The sequence below is a fragment of the Mycobacterium sp. 852002-40037_SCH5390672 genome, from assembly GCF_001665875.1.
Lineage (GTDB): Bacteria > Actinomycetota > Actinomycetes > Mycobacteriales > Mycobacteriaceae > Mycobacterium.
On the sequence record NZ_LZTA01000102.1, the window covers coordinates 177,885 to 193,505 of the forward strand.

General features: G+C 65.7%; 19 protein-coding genes and 1 pseudogene. 12 read left to right on the top strand and 8 right to left on the bottom strand.

Annotated elements, in window-relative coordinates:
* Window positions 1-100: 100 nt before the first annotated feature.
* The 8 genes from A5782_RS20030 (at window position 101) to A5782_RS20065 (ending at window position 6,484) form a co-directional block, all read left to right on the top strand.
* Window positions 101-1,267: an acyl-CoA dehydrogenase family protein gene (locus tag A5782_RS20030; RefSeq protein ID WP_067103817.1), complete on the top strand. Its 1,167-nt coding sequence runs from the start codon at window positions 101-103 to the stop codon at window positions 1,265-1,267.
* A 51-nt stretch (window positions 1,268-1,318) separates the two neighbouring features.
* Complete coding sequence (locus tag A5782_RS20035; RefSeq protein ID WP_067103818.1) at window positions 1,319-2,152, top strand: enoyl-CoA hydratase/isomerase family protein; 834 nt, start codon at window positions 1,319-1,321, stop codon at window positions 2,150-2,152.
* Between the two features lie 4 nt (window positions 2,153-2,156).
* Window positions 2,157-3,311, top strand: a complete 1,155-nt coding sequence (locus A5782_RS20040; RefSeq protein ID WP_067103819.1) for a thiolase family protein — start codon at window positions 2,157-2,159, stop codon at window positions 3,309-3,311.
* Window positions 3,312-3,432: 121 nt separating this feature from the next.
* Entirely contained in the window at window positions 3,433-4,047 is a 615-nt protein-coding gene (locus A5782_RS20045) for a TetR/AcrR family transcriptional regulator (protein WP_067103820.1), read from the top strand.
* Entirely contained in the window at window positions 4,044-4,559 is a 516-nt protein-coding gene (locus tag A5782_RS20050) for a hypothetical protein (RefSeq protein WP_067103821.1), read from the top strand. Before A5782_RS20045 ends, A5782_RS20050 begins: the two co-directional genes overlap by 4 nt.
* A gap of 150 nt (window positions 4,560-4,709) precedes the next feature.
* The gene (locus tag A5782_RS20055; protein ID WP_067103822.1) at window positions 4,710-5,984 is read left to right on the top strand and encodes a cytochrome P450; all 1,275 of its coding nucleotides are present in this window, start codon (window positions 4,710-4,712) and stop codon (window positions 5,982-5,984) included.
* Entirely contained in the window at window positions 5,981-6,169 is a 189-nt protein-coding gene (locus A5782_RS20060; protein WP_067103823.1) for a ferredoxin, read from the top strand. Before A5782_RS20055 ends, A5782_RS20060 begins: the two co-directional genes overlap by 4 nt.
* A gap of 30 nt (window positions 6,170-6,199) precedes the next feature.
* On the top strand, window positions 6,200-6,484 hold the full coding sequence (locus A5782_RS20065; RefSeq protein WP_067103824.1) for a DUF1330 domain-containing protein: 285 nt from the start codon (window positions 6,200-6,202) through the stop codon (window positions 6,482-6,484).
* 3 nt (window positions 6,485-6,487) lie between these two features.
* Here A5782_RS20065 and A5782_RS20070 read toward each other — a convergent pair whose 3' ends face one another.
* From A5782_RS20070 to A5782_RS25765, 7 genes are all read right to left on the bottom strand, one after another.
* The gene (locus A5782_RS20070) at window positions 6,488-6,688 is read right to left on the bottom strand and encodes a ferredoxin (protein ID WP_007777398.1); all 201 of its coding nucleotides are present in this window, start codon (window positions 6,686-6,688) and stop codon (window positions 6,488-6,490) included.
* Between the two features lie 11 nt (window positions 6,689-6,699).
* Window positions 6,700-7,905, bottom strand: a complete 1,206-nt coding sequence (locus A5782_RS20075) for a cytochrome P450 (RefSeq protein WP_067103825.1) — start codon at window positions 7,903-7,905, stop codon at window positions 6,700-6,702.
* Window positions 7,906-8,017: 112 nt separating this feature from the next.
* Complete coding sequence (locus A5782_RS26280; protein ID WP_255360784.1) at window positions 8,018-8,095, bottom strand: hypothetical protein; 78 nt, start codon at window positions 8,093-8,095, stop codon at window positions 8,018-8,020.
* Window positions 8,096-8,105: 10 nt separating this feature from the next.
* Window positions 8,106-8,921 carry an NAD(P)-dependent oxidoreductase gene (locus tag A5782_RS20080; protein ID WP_067103826.1) on the bottom strand — a complete coding sequence of 272 codons (816 nt, stop codon included), beginning with the start codon at window positions 8,919-8,921 and terminating at the stop codon, window positions 8,106-8,108.
* Complete coding sequence (locus A5782_RS20085; RefSeq protein ID WP_067103827.1) at window positions 8,921-9,814, bottom strand: alpha/beta hydrolase; 894 nt, start codon at window positions 9,812-9,814, stop codon at window positions 8,921-8,923. The genes A5782_RS20080 and A5782_RS20085 overlap by 1 nt, the downstream gene beginning before the upstream one ends.
* Complete coding sequence (locus A5782_RS20090; RefSeq protein WP_067103828.1) at window positions 9,811-11,478, bottom strand: OB-fold domain-containing protein; 1,668 nt, start codon at window positions 11,476-11,478, stop codon at window positions 9,811-9,813. Before A5782_RS20090 ends, A5782_RS20085 begins: the two co-directional genes overlap by 4 nt.
* Before the next feature lie 153 nt (window positions 11,479-11,631).
* Complete coding sequence (locus A5782_RS25765; RefSeq protein WP_082943020.1) at window positions 11,632-11,961, bottom strand: hypothetical protein; 330 nt, start codon at window positions 11,959-11,961, stop codon at window positions 11,632-11,634.
* Window positions 11,962-12,105: 144 nt separating this feature from the next.
* Between A5782_RS25765 and A5782_RS20100 the strand changes: the two genes are divergently transcribed.
* The 3 genes from A5782_RS20100 to A5782_RS20110 are packed head-to-tail and all read left to right on the top strand — an operon-like array spanning window position 12,106 to window position 14,795.
* Window positions 12,106-13,071 (top strand): NAD(P)-dependent oxidoreductase, encoded by a 966-nt coding sequence (locus tag A5782_RS20100; RefSeq protein WP_067103830.1) that lies wholly within the window; start codon window positions 12,106-12,108, stop codon window positions 13,069-13,071.
* Window positions 13,072-13,082: 11 nt separating this feature from the next.
* On the top strand, window positions 13,083-13,826 hold the full coding sequence (locus tag A5782_RS20105; RefSeq protein ID WP_067103831.1) for a hypothetical protein: 744 nt from the start codon (window positions 13,083-13,085) through the stop codon (window positions 13,824-13,826).
* Between the two features lie 12 nt (window positions 13,827-13,838).
* On the top strand, window positions 13,839-14,795 hold the full coding sequence (locus tag A5782_RS20110; protein WP_067103832.1) for an LLM class F420-dependent oxidoreductase: 957 nt from the start codon (window positions 13,839-13,841) through the stop codon (window positions 14,793-14,795).
* A 9-nt stretch (window positions 14,796-14,804) separates the two neighbouring features.
* Here A5782_RS20110 and A5782_RS20115 read toward each other — a convergent pair.
* Window positions 14,805-15,461, bottom strand: a pseudogene (locus A5782_RS20115) (acyl-CoA dehydrogenase family protein); the annotation flags it as partial.
* Between A5782_RS20115 and A5782_RS25770 the strand changes: the two are divergent.
* Window positions 15,406-15,621 (top strand): acyl-CoA dehydrogenase family protein (locus A5782_RS25770; RefSeq protein ID WP_369815657.1); only part of this gene is annotated, 216 nt, incomplete at its 3' end. The pseudogene A5782_RS20115 and the gene A5782_RS25770 sit on opposite strands and share 56 nt — an antisense overlap.

Consider the following 15,621-nt stretch of genomic DNA (forward strand, 5'->3'; position numbering starts at 1 on the left):
CCCGTGGCGGTCCCAAGCGCGGCGCAGCCGGGCGCAGCGGGCCGACACCGAAAGCCGGTGCATTTCGATCGAAGGAGACTGAGCAGTGCCGGGCGCTGGAATGAACTTTGAGCTGACCGATGACCAGGAACTGATCCGACGGTCAGTCGCCGAGCTGGCACGGAAATTCGACGACCAGTACTGGATGGAAAAAGACCAGGCGCACGAATTCCCGACCGAGTTCTACCGCGCCATCGCCGATGGCGGCTGGTTGGGAATGACCATCCCAACTCAGTACGGCGGCCATGGCCTGGGAATCACCGAAGCGACGATCCTGTTGGAGGAGGTCGCCAAATCCGGCGGCGCCATGAACGCCGCCAGCTCGATTCACCTGTCCATCTTCGGCATGCAGCCGGTCGTGGTGCACGGCTCCGATGAGCTCAAGGCACGTACGTTGCCCGCCGTCGCGACCGGCGAGGTACACGTCTGCTTTGGCGTCACCGAACCCGGTGCCGGACTTGACACTTCACGCATCACCACGTTCGCCAAGCGCGACGGCGATCGCTACATCGTCAACGGTCGCAAGGTCTGGATCTCCAAGGCGCTGGAATCCGACAAGATCCTGTTACTCACCCGGACCCAAAGCTACGAGGAAGTCACCAAGAAGACCGACGGGATGACGTTGTTCCTCACCGATCTCGATCGCAGCCGCATCGACATCCGTCCTATCCGCAAGATGGGCCGCAACGCGGTCAGTTCCAACGAATTGTTCATCGACAACCTCGAGGTGCCGATCGAGGACCGAATCGGCGAAGAGGGCAAGGGTTTTCAGTACATTCTCGACGGCCTCAACCCGGAGCGGATGCTGATCGCGGCCGAGGCTCTGGGCATCGGCCGGGTGGCGCTGGAAAAGGCGGTGAAATACGGCAACGAGCGCGAGGTCTTCGGCCGGCCCATCGGCATGAACCAGGGATTGCAGTTTCCGCTCGCCGATTCACTGGCCCGGCTCGATGCCGCCGAACTCATGCTGCGCAAGGCCACCTGGCTCTATGACAACGGCAAACCCTGTGGGCGCGAAGCCAATACCGCAAAGTATCTCTGCGCCGACGCCGGCTTCACCGCCGCGGACCGGGCGCTGCAAACCCACGGCGGCATGGGTTACGCCGAGGAATACCACATCACGCGCTACTTCCGTGAGGCTCGGTTGATGAAAATCGCGCCGGTCAGCCAGGAGATGATTTTGAACTTCCTGGGAGCCAACGTCCTGAAGTTGCCGAGAAGCTACTGATGGCCACTGCCGGTGGACGGCGGCATGGAATGTGACGCCCCTGCGACGCCGATGACCACAGCCGAAGACCCCACGCTACTGTCGGATGACCGCGACGGGGTGCGCACCCTCACTCTCAACCGACCGCGCCGCAAGAATGCGATCAACCCCGAACTGTGGGTTGCCCTGCGCGACGCGCTGGACGCGGCCGGACACGATCCCGGCGTGCGCGCACTGGTGATCACCGGCGCCGGGGGCAGCTTCTGCTCGGGCGCAGACATCTCGGCTCCGGAGGACATTCATCCGAAGTACAAGTTGCAGCGGTTGACCGACGTGGCGCTGGCGTTGCACGAGCTTTCGGTTCCGACGATCGCCATGGTGACCGGCGTGGCCGTCGGGGCGGGCTGGAACCTCGCGTTGGGCTGTGATTTGGTGGTGGCGACCCCGGAATCGACCTTCTGCCAGATCTTTTCGAAGCGTGGCCTGTCGATCGATCTCGGCGGCTCGTGGCTGTTGCCCAAAATCGTTGGTTTGCAACAGGCCAAGCGGCTCGCGCTGCTCGCGGACACGATTGACGCCGAGGAGGCGTGTGCCCTCAACCTGGTGACATGGGTGGTGTCGGCCGCGGAGATCGACGTCTTCGTCCAGGATCTCGCCAACCGGCTGGCGGCCGGTCCGCCGATCGCGCTGGCGCATACCAAGGCGTTACTGAACGAGGGCGCCGACCATACCCTGCGTGACGCGCTGGCCAGCGAGGCCCGCGCACAGGGCGTCAACTTTGCCACCGCAGACACGGCGGCGGCCTATGCCGCTTTCGCGCAGCGCCGGGAGCCGTCGTTTACTGGTCGGTGGGCTCTATCGAAATCTGGCGTCGACCCAAATTCGGGCGAGAAGCAATCGGAGTAGAGATATGCGTGAAACAGTCATCGTCGAGGCCGTGCGTACACCGGTGGGGAAGCGCAACGGCGCCCTGTCCGGCATGCATGCCGCCGACCTCTCCGCGGTCGTCCTGACCGAACTCGTCGAACGCACCGGCATCGGTCCCGAGATCGTCGACGACGTGATCTGGGGTTGCGTCTCCCAGGTGGGCGACCAGTCCAGCAACATCGGCCGCTACGCGGTGCTGGCCGCCGGTTGGCCCGAGACCATTCCGGGGACCACCGTCAACCGCGCCTGCGGGTCCAGCCAGCAGGCACTGGACTTCGCCGTACAGGCGGTGATGTCAGGTCAGCAGGATGTCGTGGTGGCCGGCGGAGTCGAGGTGATGAGCCGCGTTCCGCTCGGTTCGGCCCGGGCAACCGGCATGCCGTACGGCCCGAAAGTCCTTGCCCGCTATGACGACTTCTCGTTCAACCAGGGTCTCTCGGCGGAAATGATCGCCAAGAAGTGGGGATTCTCCCGCACCCGGCTCGACGAATTCTCGGTGGAGTCCCACGAGCGGGCCGCCGCGGCTCAGGACGTCGGCGCATTCACCGAGCAGATCGTGCCGGTGTTCGTCGACGGCGCCGACAACAATGTCGTCACCGCCGATGAGGGCGTGCGGCGCGGCAGCAGCGTGGAGAAGCTCGGCACGCTCAAGCCCGCCTTCGCCGAGGACGGCGTGATCCACGCGGGCAATTCCTCACAGATCTCCGACGGTGCCGCCGCTCTGCTGGTGACCACCGCCGAGATGGCCGTCGAACTCGGCTTGACCCCGATCGTGCGGTACCTGGCGGGTGCGGTGACCGGGGCCGATCCGGTGCTGATGCTCACCGGCCCCATCCCCGCGACCGAGAAGGTGCTGCGCAAGGCCGGCGTCTCGCTGTCCGAGGTGGGTGTCTTCGAGGTCAACGAAGCCTTCGCGCCGGTGCCGCTGGCGTGGCTGGCGGAAACCGGTGCGGCCCCGGCCCGGATGAACCCACTGGGCGGCGCCATCGCGCTGGGACACCCCCTGGGCGCATCCGGGGCGGTGCTGATGACCCGCATGGCGCACCACATGCGCGACAACGGGATTCGTTACGGGCTGCAGACCATGTGTGAGGGTGGCGGTACCGCCAACGCCACGCTGGTCGAGCTGGTGAGCTGACGCCGCCCGGCGCGCAGCAAAACAGGCACCACGTGACCCTTGTCACAGCGGCCAAACTAACCTACTGTGTGTTCACTAGGTTGGTTTCTGGGTTCGCTACACGTGGTTAGAGAGGCTTCCATTGCCCGTCGTGCGGCGATACGACACGCTTCTCGCCAAAGGCGAGGACCGCAAACAGCGGATCCTCGACGTCGCGCAACGCCTGCTCACCCGCAACGGCTGGCGCAGCACCACACTTGCGCAGATCGCCGGCGAGGCCGGGGTCACCCCCGCGGGCCTGCTGCATCACTTCGAGTCGAAGGAGCAGTTGCTGCACGCCGTGCTGGATGCCCGCGACCTGGATGACGACACCCACGCCGACCGCACCGGCGACCTGTTCGACCAGATCACCGCGGTCGCCGACCGCTTTCGCCGGGCCCCCGAACTGGTGGGCACGTTCACCGTACTGCTGGTCGAGAACATCCTTCCCGAAGCTCCTCTGCACGACCGCATGCTGGCCAGACACCGCGCCGCCACCGACATCGTCGCCGACCTCATCCGTCGCGGCCAGGCCGATGGCCGGTATCGCGAAGACCTAGACCCCGCCGTCAAGGCGGTAGAAATCCTCGCCTTCGTCCACGGAATGGAAACCACATGGTTACTCGATCCCTCGATACCGCTGCCCGAGGTGTTCAAGCAGTACGCCGAGACACTGGCGCGGGACTTCGCGCCCCCGAAGAAGCTCGAGACGGTATGAGGTACCGGCTCGACGTCGTCGCCTCGACCGTCGTCGACGTGGTGAGGTTCGCCGGCGGCTGGCTCTTCGACCGATCGATGGCGGGATGGGACGTCACCGTGCTCTTGATGGATCTAGCCGACCACCCGGATGACCGGCCGCTGCAGATCATCGGGGCCCAGGTGCTCGACCTCGAAGAGGCTCTGGCGTCGGTGCAATCGCGGCCCCGCCCGCAGGCCCTGGCGGCGGCGGCGGACCTGTTCGGTTGCGACTCGCGGGTGCGCCAAGGCGTGCTGCAGGCCCTCGATCACGGCGTCACCGAGGTCACGCTGTGGGGCGAAAACTGGCCGTCCGAGCTCGATGACAGCGTCGGCCTGGTGCAGCACCGGCTGAGCATGGCCGCGCAAACGTTCAAAGCCCAGGCCCTCACGGCCGCGGCTGCACCGCACGCCGCGATCGGTGGCGTCGAGACGTTCCGCAGTGGGCTCCTGGCGTGGCCATCGGTTGCCGCTGATCTGGTCCCCGCCAGCTAGCCGCCGCGACAGCGATAGCGGTCCGGACGATTTGTCGCTCGCTGCTGCGTCCGGGCGGGCCCCGTCGTTGACGACCGCCACGGCGTGTGAAAATGTAATACTCATCTGCGAGAGGCACGTTCTCACTAGCCGAGATTCAAGGAGCAGGAGATGTCGAACGAATTCTCCGAGTTGGACTTCTTCCGCGGCAGCGAGCTCATCGAGGACCCCTATCCCTATTACGAGGCGCTGCGTCAGCAATGCCCCGTCACCCGGGAAAGCCACCACGACGTCACGATGATCACCGGTTGGGACGAGGCGTGCGCGGTGCTCAACGACGCCGAGACGTGGTCCTCGTGCATCTCGGTGACCGGCCCGTTCCCCGGCTTTCCGGTCCCGATCGAAGGTGACGACATCACCGAGCTGATCGAGCAGCACCGCGACGAGCTGCCCTTCAGCGATCAGCTGCCCACGCTCGATCCGCCGACCCACACCAACCACCGCTCGCTGTTGATGCGGCTGATCACCCCTAAGCGCCTCAAGGAGAACGAGGACGCCATGTGGGCGCTCGCCGACCAAGCGCTCGACGACTTCCTGGCGCCCGGCCACGGCGAATGGATCAAGGGCTTCGCCGGCCCGTTCACCCTGCTGGTGATCGCCGACCTGCTGGGGGTGCCCATGGAGGATCGCGACAAGTTCGTCAACGGCATCCGCGAGCATTCGGGTGGTGGCGTCGGGGGCACCGGCAAGGAATCGTTGGCGCACAGCCCCCTGGAATTCCTCTACGGTCTGTTCTCCGATTACATCGCCGACCGCCGCAGCGAGCCGCGCGATGACGTGTTGACCGGCCTGGCGACCGCCACGTACCCCGACGGTTCGGTCCCGGACGTCGAGGACGTGGCCCGCGTCGCGGCCAACGTCTTCTCGGCGGGACAGGAAACCACCGTCCGTCTGCTGGGCGCGGCCCTGCAGACGCTGGGGGAGCGCCCCGACATTCAGGCGCAGTTGCGCAAGGACCGCAGCCTCCTTCCGAACTTCATCGAAGAGTCGCTTCGCCACGAGAGCCCCGTCAAGGGCGATTTCCGGATGAACCGGCGGCCGGTCAACGTCGGCGGCGTCGACCTGCCGGCCGGCACCACCGTGATGATCGTGCAGGCCGCGGCCAACCGTGATCCGCGCCGGTTCGAAGAACCCGCCACCTTCGATCCGGCCCGCAAGAACGCCCGCCAGCACATCTCGTTCGGGCGCGGTATCCACAGCTGTCCGGGCGCGCCGCTGGCGCGGGCCGAAACCAGGGTGGCGATCGAACGGTTGCTGGACCGCACGACGGACATCAGGATCAACGAGGACGTTCATGGGCCGGCGAATGACCGCCACTACCAATATGTTCCGACGTACATCCTGCGTGGCCTGACCGAATTGCACCTGGAGTTCACGCTGGCATGAAGGTTTGGGTAGACGACCAGCGGTGTCGCGGTCACGGCATGTGCCTCACGCTGTGCCCCGACGTTTTCAGTCTGACGGACGACGGGTACGCCGAGGCGATAGATTCCGATGTCCCGACGGAATTGGAGTCCGCAGCCCAGGAGGCAATCCAATGCTGTCCCGAGCAGGCGATCAGTGAGAAATAACCAAATACACGGGCGAGTAGGGAGATTCGAGTGGCAAAAGGCTATGTCATCCTGACCGAGGCCATCAAAGACCCGGAGGGCATGAAGGCATACGCCCAGGCCGCCGGGTCAGCCATGAGCGGTGCCACCGTTCTTGCGGTCGACACCGCGCCCAAGGTCATCGAGGGCGACTGGCACGGCGACCAGACCGTCGTGCTGGAATTCGAGTCGGTGGATGCGGCTCGGGCGTGGTACGAGTCCGAGGGCTACCAGAAGGCGGCGAAACTGCGGCAGGCGGCGGCCGACTGTAACGCCGTCATCCTCGCCGGATTCTGATCGCTACTCTCCGACGATGGAGATTGCCTGGCGGGGGCATTGACGGACGGCCTCGCGCACGTCCGCCTCGTTCTCCGGGGTGACTTCTTCCTGGTGGACGGTCAGCATGTCATCGTCGCCGAGCTCGAAGATGTCTGGGTTGATGCCCATGCAGACGCCGTTGCTCTCGCAGAGTCCCCAATCGACTTCGATCTTCTTCGTCACCGTGGACCCCCTTATCGAAGCACCTTGACGGGCACGTTCTTCCAGCCCGCGACGTTTTGCATGTTCACCCGTTTGCACCCCGCCATGTCGACCTCGTAGCGCGGCATGAAGTCGAGCAGCATTTCCAGCGCGATCCTGCTTTCCAGGCGGGCCAGCGCGGCGCCGAGGCAGCTGTGAATGCCATACCCGAGACCGAGGTGCTGCGCCTCGGTGTGGTCGCGCTCGATGTCGAATGTGTCGGCGTCGGTGAAGGCTTCCGGGTCCCGGTTCGCTGCGGCGCCGCAGAGAAACACCGGTTTGCCCGCCGGAATCACGCCGCCGCTGACGTGCGCCTCTTTGAGGGTGTAGCGGACGTTGTATTGCACCGGCCCCTCGTAGCGCAGTAGCTCCTCGACCGCCCCGGGGATCTTGTCGCGATCCTCTTGCAACTTCTGCCATTGCTCGGGATGGCGGGCGAAGATCACCGCCGCGTTGCCGAGCAGCTTGGTGACGGTCTCGGCGCCCGCCCCGCCCAAAAGGGTCGCGAAGCCGGTGATTTCGATGTCGTCGAGCTTGCGTGGTTGGCCGTCCTCGCCAGGGATTTCGGCGGCGATCAACCGGCTGATCATGTCGTCTTGCGGAACTTCGCGTCGTTGCTGCACCAGGCTGAAGTAGTACATCGCCGTGTCGATGTTGGCCTGGATGCCGGCTTCGCTGACCTCGATCTGCCCCGGTTCGTGGTGCAGACCGGTGTCGATCCAGTGCCGCACCTGCTGGCGGTATTCCTCCGGCACTCCGGCCATCCGGGTGATGACTTCCACCGGGAACGGGCCGGAGAAGTCCTGCACGACGTCGAAGTTGTCCGGATCGGCGGCGCCGAGGTACTTGTCGATCGTTTCGATGACCGTTTCGCGCTGCGATTGGATGGCTCTCGGGGTGAACGCCTTGTTGAGCAGGCTGCGCATGTGGCGGTGCTCCGGCGGGTCCATGAAAATGATGGACTTCTGCTCGGGAGGGATGCCCTTGCGCACCATCGCCAGGTCACAGCCGCGCGCCGAGGAATAGGTCTCGAAGTCCTTGAACGCCGCCGCGACGTCTGCGTGGCGGGTCAGAGCGTAGAAATCCTCTTTCTCGTCGTAATACAGCGGTGCTTCCTCGCGCATCCGTCGATATATCTCGAACGGGTTGTTGAAGTAGTCCTCGGAGAACGGGTCGAAGACGACCTTCGGCTTTGTCACTACATGCTCCTCATCGGCGAGGTCGGGCTGAAACCGTTACAGCGGAGTCCTTGACTGTAACGGTAACGGTAATACCTTCATGACGAACCGGAAAGACCAAAACGCTGGCATCTCAGACCAAGACCTGGACGTCGTGACCGGCCGCTACCAGACGGCCCACCACGGGGCGGCCCATCCGACCCGCGCCGATGAATCCGGCTTCACCGTGGGTGGTCCATCAGGACCAGCGCCGCGTCGGCAGCATCGAGCACCGCACCGCCCGTCGCCCCGGCCTGGTCGGCAAGGTCGACGACCAGCCGGACATCCTTCTGCAGCAACCCTCCCGCCACACCGGCCAGCCGATCCAGCCCGCCGATACCGCCGAGGGCATTGAGCGCGAAGCTGTTGCCACTGCTGCGTGAGACCACCTCGGTGAGACGGTCCGGTTCGACGCCCAGCGCATCGGCCAGTGACAGGGCGGCGGCTGCCGTGGCCAGGTTGGCGGTGAACAACAAGTTGTTGAGGAGCTTGGTGGTTTGCCCGGAACCCAGCACGCCGAGGTGAACGACGGGATCGGCATAGGTTTCGAAGACCGGACGGCAGCGCTCGACAACGTCGGTGTCGCCCCCCGCCATCACCAGCAGACGGCCCTCGGCCGCCGCCCCACCTCCGCCGCTGACCGGCGCGTCGATGACCGAAATACCCTGGGATGAGGCCTTTTTCGCTAGTTCCCGGCAGGTATCGGGGTGCACCGTGCTGTGCACGGCGATGACGCTGCCGGGTGTCATCGCCGAGAGCAATCCGTTTTCGCCGCAGGCGAGTTCGTCGATGTCGGCGTCGCCGACCACGCAGAGGCAGACCAGGTCACTGGCCGCGGCGAGTTCGGCCGCGGACTCGGCGATGTCGGCCGAGGTGTCGGCGAATGCCTCGAGAGCCTCTGGTCTGCGCGCCCACAACGTGGTGGGGTAGCCGGCCTCGGCGATGCGCCGCGCCATGGGCGCGCCCTGACTGCCCAACCCGATGAACCCGACGCGCATCAGCCGGCCTCCACATCGGTCTCGGTTTCCGGCGAAGCCGCGCCCACACACTCGTCGGCGAACGAGAGAACCTCCGCGTGATAGTCGGCGGCGGTGTGCCCGAGGCTGATGTTGTGCCCAGCCCCGAGCTGCCTGTGCACGGTGAACCCCGGCGCGGCGGAGAACATCGCGGTGATCTCCTCGACGGCCGAAGCATCGGTCTGCCAGACCTTTTCGTACTCGGCGATGCTGAAGTGCACCGGCACCCGCACGGCCGGTGCCAGTGCCGGGAACGTTTGGCGGGCCCAGTCCGACACCATCTGGTCCTCGTAGGCCGGGGCGGTCGGGGAGACCGTGACTCCGGTGAGGATCTCCGGCGGATACAGATGTTCCGGTTGCCACAACAGCTCGCGCAGCCCGGAGGGGCGGCGTTCGCGCGTTGCCGTCTTCAGCATGTCGCGAGCCGCGGGGTGATAGTGCCGGCCGGTGCCGGCCAGTTCGATGCCGAGCAGATCGGCACCGCGTTCATCGGCGGCCATCCGCATCGTCAGTTCGCATCCGCCCGAATGGCCCATCACGAATAAGCCGGCGCCACTCGGTCGTTCGCCGAGGATGCGGTCAACCGCCCCGTAGGCCAGATTGACGCGTTGCTCGCCGGAGACCATCGCCTCGGGGTAGGCCGCCGAACTGCCGTAGCCGGGCCGGTCGAGCGCCACGACGGTGAATCCTGCTGCGGCGCCGGTGCGTAACAGCGAATACGACGGGCGGCCGGGGCAGTCGAAATACATCGCGGTGGTGCCGCCGCCATGGATGGCCACGATCACGGCTTTCGGGTCGGAGGCTTCGGCGACGATCGCCGACATCGGCACCCCGTCCACGATCACCAGCCGGGGGCGCGGCGCCCGGTCGCTCATCCGTCGGCCCGCAGCAGGAGCACACCGCTGGGAGTCAGGCCACCGCTGCTGACCACGCCGACCCGTGCGTCGACCACCTGGCGGTCGCCCGCCTCGCCGCGAAGTTGGCTGATGGCCTCGTGCAGGAGGCCCATGCCGTGGGTCCGGCCGTGTGACAGTTGGCCGCCATGGGTGTTGAGCGGCAACAGGCCATCGCGCGCAATGTTCTTGCCGCCGTCCAGGAATTCGCGGGCCTCACCGATTCCGCAGAAGCCCAGCGCCTCGATCCAGGACAGACAGTTGAAGGAAAATCCGTCGTACAGCTCGGCGACGTCGACGTCCGCCGGGCGCAGCGAGGTACGCGTCCACACGTGCGCCGCCTGTCCCAGCACCTGTGGCTCATGGGTGAGAGTGCTCTGGTCCCAGTCGATTCGCTCGATGATCTGCGTTCCCACCGCTTCCACCAGCACGGGCGGCTTGGCCAGGTCGCGGGCGGCGTCGACGGCCGAGACGATGACGGCGATCGCGCCGTCGCAGGGCACATCGCAGTCGTAGAGACCGAACGGTGTGGTGATGGGCCGCGCGTTGAGGTAGTCGTCCATCGTCATCGGCGACCGGTAGATGGCGGTCGGGTTGAGTTCGGCATTGGCGCGCTGGTTCAAACCGATCCAGCCCAGCGTTTCCTTGGTGGTGCCGTACCGGTGAAAGTGCCGCTGCGCGTTCATCGCCAGGGTATGTGCCGCAGACGTTGCGCCGAATGGCATCTGCCAGCCCGACATCCGGCCCATCGACGGGCTGATCTTGCCCTGCTTCATCAGCTCGCCGTTGGTGGCTTCCCACAGCGTCCGGAAGCACAGCACGTGACGTGCCAGGCCGCCTGCGACCGCGAGCATTGCGGCGATCACCGAGCCGCCCGGGCCGAACGTCTCCATGGCGCCGTTGTGCCATGTCGGCCGAATGCCCAGCGCGGCTTCGACAGCGGTGACACCGCCCTCGCCGAACCCGCCGACGTTGATCGCGCCGGGGTAGGTGGACAGGCCGTCGATGTCGGCGAACGTCAGCCCGGCGTCGGCGATGGCCGCTTCGCATGCCTGCACCGTCAACGCCAGCGGCGGCTGCATCAGCCGGCGTCCGATCGGCGACATGCCGATCCCGGTCAGCGCGACTTTGTCTTCGAATTTCTCCGGGGTGAGCATGGGCCGGACGTGTTCGCCGAAGCGGTCCGGCGCGACCTCGTCGACCGGCAGCTCACCGGGCTCGGCGTCGGCCCCTGCCTGCTGCGCGGGCCGAAACAGCGGAAACCACACGTCCTCGACCTGCTCGAAGACGACCTCGACCTGCTGGCCGAGTTCGAGTCCGTCGAAGTCGCAATCCACGATGTTGGTGGTCAATCGCACGCGGGGATCTTCGGCGATCGCCACCTGGGCGATCACGTACGGCGCCGCCAGCCCCGGCAGACTGAACCGCTCGTTGATGGTGAATCCGGCCAGCGTCGCCTTGCCGGAGACCGCGCGAACCCCCACATCCAGTGAGCGGCAATAGCGGCATACCGGCGCCGGCGGATGAATCAGGGATTCGCATGCCCTACATTGCTGCAGCCGCAGCTTTCCGTCGGCGCCCGAGGTCCAGAAAAACTCGTTTTCTTCTGTGACCAGGGGCAGTGGGCGGCCCGGCGCTGCTGTCACGTCACCTCCGGGAGTCGAACGGGCCTGGGTGCAACTTGGTAGGCCCGTTATACGAATCGGAGAATTACGTTATCACTGCCAAGCAGGCGCGATCCAGATGACGTGGGCAGTGCCCGTCCCGTGCGTCGGGTGGGGGGACGCCCGCACGACCCGTCAGAGCGGCACCCAGACGTTGCCTGCGTAATAGCCCCACTGCTGAAAGCCGACACTCCACATCGGGACCTGCGGTGCCCACGACGGCGATGGCGGAGGTGGCGGCGGTGGCGGCACATTCTGCCCGGCGAATGACGGTGCATATGGCGGCGGGGGCGTGTACCAATCCGGCACCGGCGGGGGCGGTTTGCATTCCCTGGTCGTCGAATTCCACGACATGTTGGGATCGCACTGCGCCGAGCTGATTCCCGGCCTCGCGATCACGGCAACCGCCATGGCCACGAAGGCCATCACAATGATGGCGGTCAGACGCCGAACAAACCACCTCATGGTGGGCCTCCCATCGGGGCCATCCCAACCTTGATTGGCTCTAGCTTATTCCGTTGATACCGCCACGACCACGTGCAAACGATTTGGGAGCCGACACCACATCGAGCTCGACCACCCGTCCTCGTTTCCGCTTGGCCGGGCGTTATGCTCCAACGACGTATCAAGTACTTCACATTGGGAGGCTTGTTGCTCGACGCGGAGAAAATCCTGGTCACCGGGGCGACCGGCAAGATCGCGTTCCCCATCGCGCGTGCCCTGGCAGCAGCGGGAAACGAGGTATGGGGGGCCGCCCGCCTGAAAAACCCCGCGGCCCGGGAAAAACTTCTGGACGCCGGGATCAAACCCGTGGCGCTGGACGTCAGTGCCGGCGACTTCTCCGGTCTCCCGGAAGATTTCACCTACGTCTTCCACGCGGCCGTGGATCCCGGCACGGACGATTGGAACCGGTGCGTGGAAACGAACGCGCAGATGTCCGGCGAACTGCTCTACCACTGCCGCACCGCCAAGGGCTTCGTCTTCTGCTCCACCGGCTCGATCTACGCCTATCAGGGCCGGCGGCCCTTGACCGAGACCGATCCGCCCGGAGCGCCATCGCGGGCGAACTACAGCTTCTCCAAGATCGCGGCAGAAGCGGTGTGCACCTGGATCGCCCGGCACTTTCAGATTCCGATGACCATCATCCGGATCTGTTCGACGTACGGACCCCAGGGCGGTGCGCCCGCCGATCGTCTCGATGCGATGTTGGCGGGCAAGCCCATTCGGCTGCATCCGGACAAGCCGAACTACTACAACCCCATCTACGAAGACGACTACGTGGAGCTCGGCATCCGCGCGATGGAAGTCGCCGCAACACCGCCGGTCGTGGTGAACTGGGCCGGCAGCGAGACCGTCAGCGTCGAGGAGTACTGCGCGTTCATGGGTGAGCTGGTCGGTGTCGAGCCGATCTTCGAGTACACACCCCACGCGCACACCCCGCTGTGGCCGGACGTCACCCACATGCACGACGTACTCGGCCCCACGAAAGTGCCCTGGCGCGAGGGCTTCCGGCGCATGATTGCGGCCCGCCACCCGGAAATTCCGCTGGACCAACATGATTCGACGAGAGCCTGAGGACGTACGCCATGCATCTTCCCGGCACGCCGTCGGACGAGGTCACCGAGATCCTTGCCACCGGCAGCGGCGAGATCACCACGCTGTTCGTCTCCATGGCGATCCGCCACCCCGACGGAAAAGACGCCGAGTACCTGCGTTGGCACAGCCTTGACCACCGCCCGGAGCAGCACAGGCTGGCCGCGGTGCGCGCCTCGCTGCGCCTGGTGTCCACGCCGGCCTGTCGTTCCGCGCGCGCGCTCAGCGACGGGCCGTTGAACGCGGTCGATCACGTGATGACGTACTTCTTCACCGACACCGCCGGACTTCGGGATTTCAACGAACTGTCAACGGCGCTCGGGAATGCCGGCCGCAAACTCCCGCTGCTGCCGCCGGTGGAACGCGGCGTGTACGCGGTGCAACGCAAAGCGGCCGCGACGCGCGTCAGGGTCGGTTCGGATGTCCTGCCCTGGCTGCCCGTGCGGGGCGCATTCGTGTTGGTCGAGCGGGGATCGACATCGCCGAACCCGCTGGTGGAAGTCGAGGGCGTCGCCGGTGTCTGGTCCGCATTATCGCGTCGGGTCGATACCAGCTTGGCCAGTGCACAAGAGAATCAGACGATCACGTATTGCTTCCTCGATGACGACCCGATTGCCACTGCGGAACGGCTGCGACCGGTGCTGACGGCCCGCTGGGCCGAGTCCGAGATCGAACCTCTATTCGCCGCACCATTTTTCGCGGTAGTTCCGTACGAATGGGATCGGTATGTGCCGTAGGGGAGCGGTCGCATGCGCATCGGCTTGATGGTCGGCTCCGACAAGGAGCGTTCGCGTGCTGATCGACTTGCCGGGCTGATAGCCGATGGCGTCGCGGCCGAAAGCCATGGTTTCACCGCCTTTTGGATGCCTCAGGTCCCCGGCTATCTCGACGCGATGACCGCCGTGGCGCTGATCGGGCAGGCCACCGACCGCATTGAGATCGGTACGGCGGTGGTTCCGATTCAGACCCGCCATCCGATCATCATGGCGCAACAGGCATTGACCACCCAGGTCGCGTGCGGTGGGCGGTTCACGCTCGGCATCGGACCCTCCCATCATTGGATCGTCAACGCTCAACTGGGATTGCCCTATGACCGCCCGGTGCGCTTGATGGGTGACTACCTTGACGTGCTCGACGCGTCGTTTGCCGGACCCGGGACTGTCGACGTCGACAACGAAAACTATTGCGTCCATTCGCCGGTCGATGTCACCGACGCGTTCGAGCTGCCGGTGCTGTTGTCGGCGCTCGGGCCGGCGATGCTGCAGCTCGCGGGCGAGCGGGCCGGCGGCACCGTTTTGTGGATGGCGGACGAGCGCGCAATCGCAGACCACGTCGTGCCCCGCATCACTGCGGCGGCTCACCGGGCCGGGCGGCCCGCGCCGCGCATCGTCGCCGGTGTTCCCGTCGTGCTCTGCGCCAATAGCGAGACCGACGATGCCCGCGGTTACTCCAGCGAGCTGCTCGGGCACGCGGACTTCTCGCCGAATTATGTGCGGCTGCTGCAGCACGGCGATGCCGAAGACGTCGGCGACACCATGGCGGCCGGCGACGAGTCGGTCGTGCTGGATCGGCTGCGCCGGTATCGCGACGCGGGCGTCACGGACCTGGCGGTGCGAATCGTGCCGTTGGGCACCGACATTGGCGAGCGGGCCGAATCGCGACGCCGAACTCAGGAGTTTCTGTCGTCCCTGTGCCCGGCGTTGTGAGGGGCGCAATCAGCGTGACGGCAAACCAAGGACACGCTGGGCGATGATGTTGCGCTGAATCTCCGACGTGCCGCCCGCGATCGTGCCCGCGTAGCTGCTGATGTAGCGCGCGAACCAGCCGGCAGTGAATAGGTCGGGGGCATACGGGTTATACGGGGCCGTCAGCATTTTGTCGCGTAATCCGTCGACCCCGACGGCGTCCAGCGCGTGCCGCAGCGCGCTCTGTTCGGCCTCCGAACCGAACACTTTCAGCACGGACAAAGCTGCCACGTCTACCTCACCTCGGGCCGCTCGGCCCAGCGCAGCCGAACCGAGGAGCCGCAGCGCGTAGTAGTCCATCACGATGGTGGCGTAGTGGTCCGCGTTCACCTCGTCGGTTGGCCGGTAGTCCTCGAGGAGTTGCTCGAGCCGGTTCGCGAAGGCCATCCACATCAGGGTTCGCTCGTGGCCGAGCGAGCCGTTGGCGACCCGCCACCCGCCATTGAGCGGGCCGACCAGGTTATCCGCGGGCACCCGGGCATCGTTGAAGAACACCTCGTTGAAGTCGAGCTCGTCTGAGTCATAGACCGATGGGAAGGGGCGGCGCACTACCCCGGGAGTATCGGTAGGGATGAGCAGCGCGCTGATTCCCTTGTGTCTGGGAGCGTTTGGGTCGGTGCGGACGAAGGCCGAGCTGGTCGGTGATGAGTTCGTGGTGAATGGGCAAAAGGTATGGACCTCCGGAGCCCACGACGCCGACGTCATTCTCACCTTCGTCCGCACCGACCCAAACGCTCCCAGACACAAGGGAATCAGCGCGCTGCTCATCCCTACCGATACTCCCGGG

Coding starts and splice junctions, on each gene's coding strand:
- A5782_RS20030 (WP_067103817.1), top strand. CDS start 101: ATGAACTTTGAGCTGACCGATGACCAGGAACTGATCCGACGGTCAGTC.
- A5782_RS20035 (WP_067103818.1), top strand. CDS start 1,319: ATGACCACAGCCGAAGACCCCACGCTACTGTCGGATGACCGCGACGGG.
- A5782_RS20040 (WP_067103819.1), top strand. CDS start 2,157: ATGCGTGAAACAGTCATCGTCGAGGCCGTGCGTACACCGGTGGGGAAG.
- A5782_RS20050 (WP_067103821.1), top strand. CDS start 4,044: ATGAGGTACCGGCTCGACGTCGTCGCCTCGACCGTCGTCGACGTGGTG.
- A5782_RS20055 (WP_067103822.1), top strand. CDS start 4,710: ATGTCGAACGAATTCTCCGAGTTGGACTTCTTCCGCGGCAGCGAGCTC.
- A5782_RS20060 (WP_067103823.1), top strand. CDS start 5,981: ATGAAGGTTTGGGTAGACGACCAGCGGTGTCGCGGTCACGGCATGTGC.
- A5782_RS20080 (WP_067103826.1), bottom strand. CDS start 8,921: ATGCGCGTCGGGTTCATCGGGTTGGGCAGTCAGGGCGCGCCCATGGCG.
- A5782_RS20085 (WP_067103827.1), bottom strand. CDS start 9,814: ATGAGCGACCGGGCGCCGCGCCCCCGGCTGGTGATCGTGGACGGGGTG.
- A5782_RS25765 (WP_082943020.1), bottom strand. CDS start 11,961: ATGAGGTGGTTTGTTCGGCGTCTGACCGCCATCATTGTGATGGCCTTC.
- A5782_RS20100 (WP_067103830.1), top strand. CDS start 12,106: ATGCTCCAACGACGTATCAAGTACTTCACATTGGGAGGCTTGTTGCTC.
- A5782_RS20105 (WP_067103831.1), top strand. CDS start 13,083: ATGCATCTTCCCGGCACGCCGTCGGACGAGGTCACCGAGATCCTTGCC.
- A5782_RS20110 (WP_067103832.1), top strand. CDS start 13,839: ATGCGCATCGGCTTGATGGTCGGCTCCGACAAGGAGCGTTCGCGTGCT.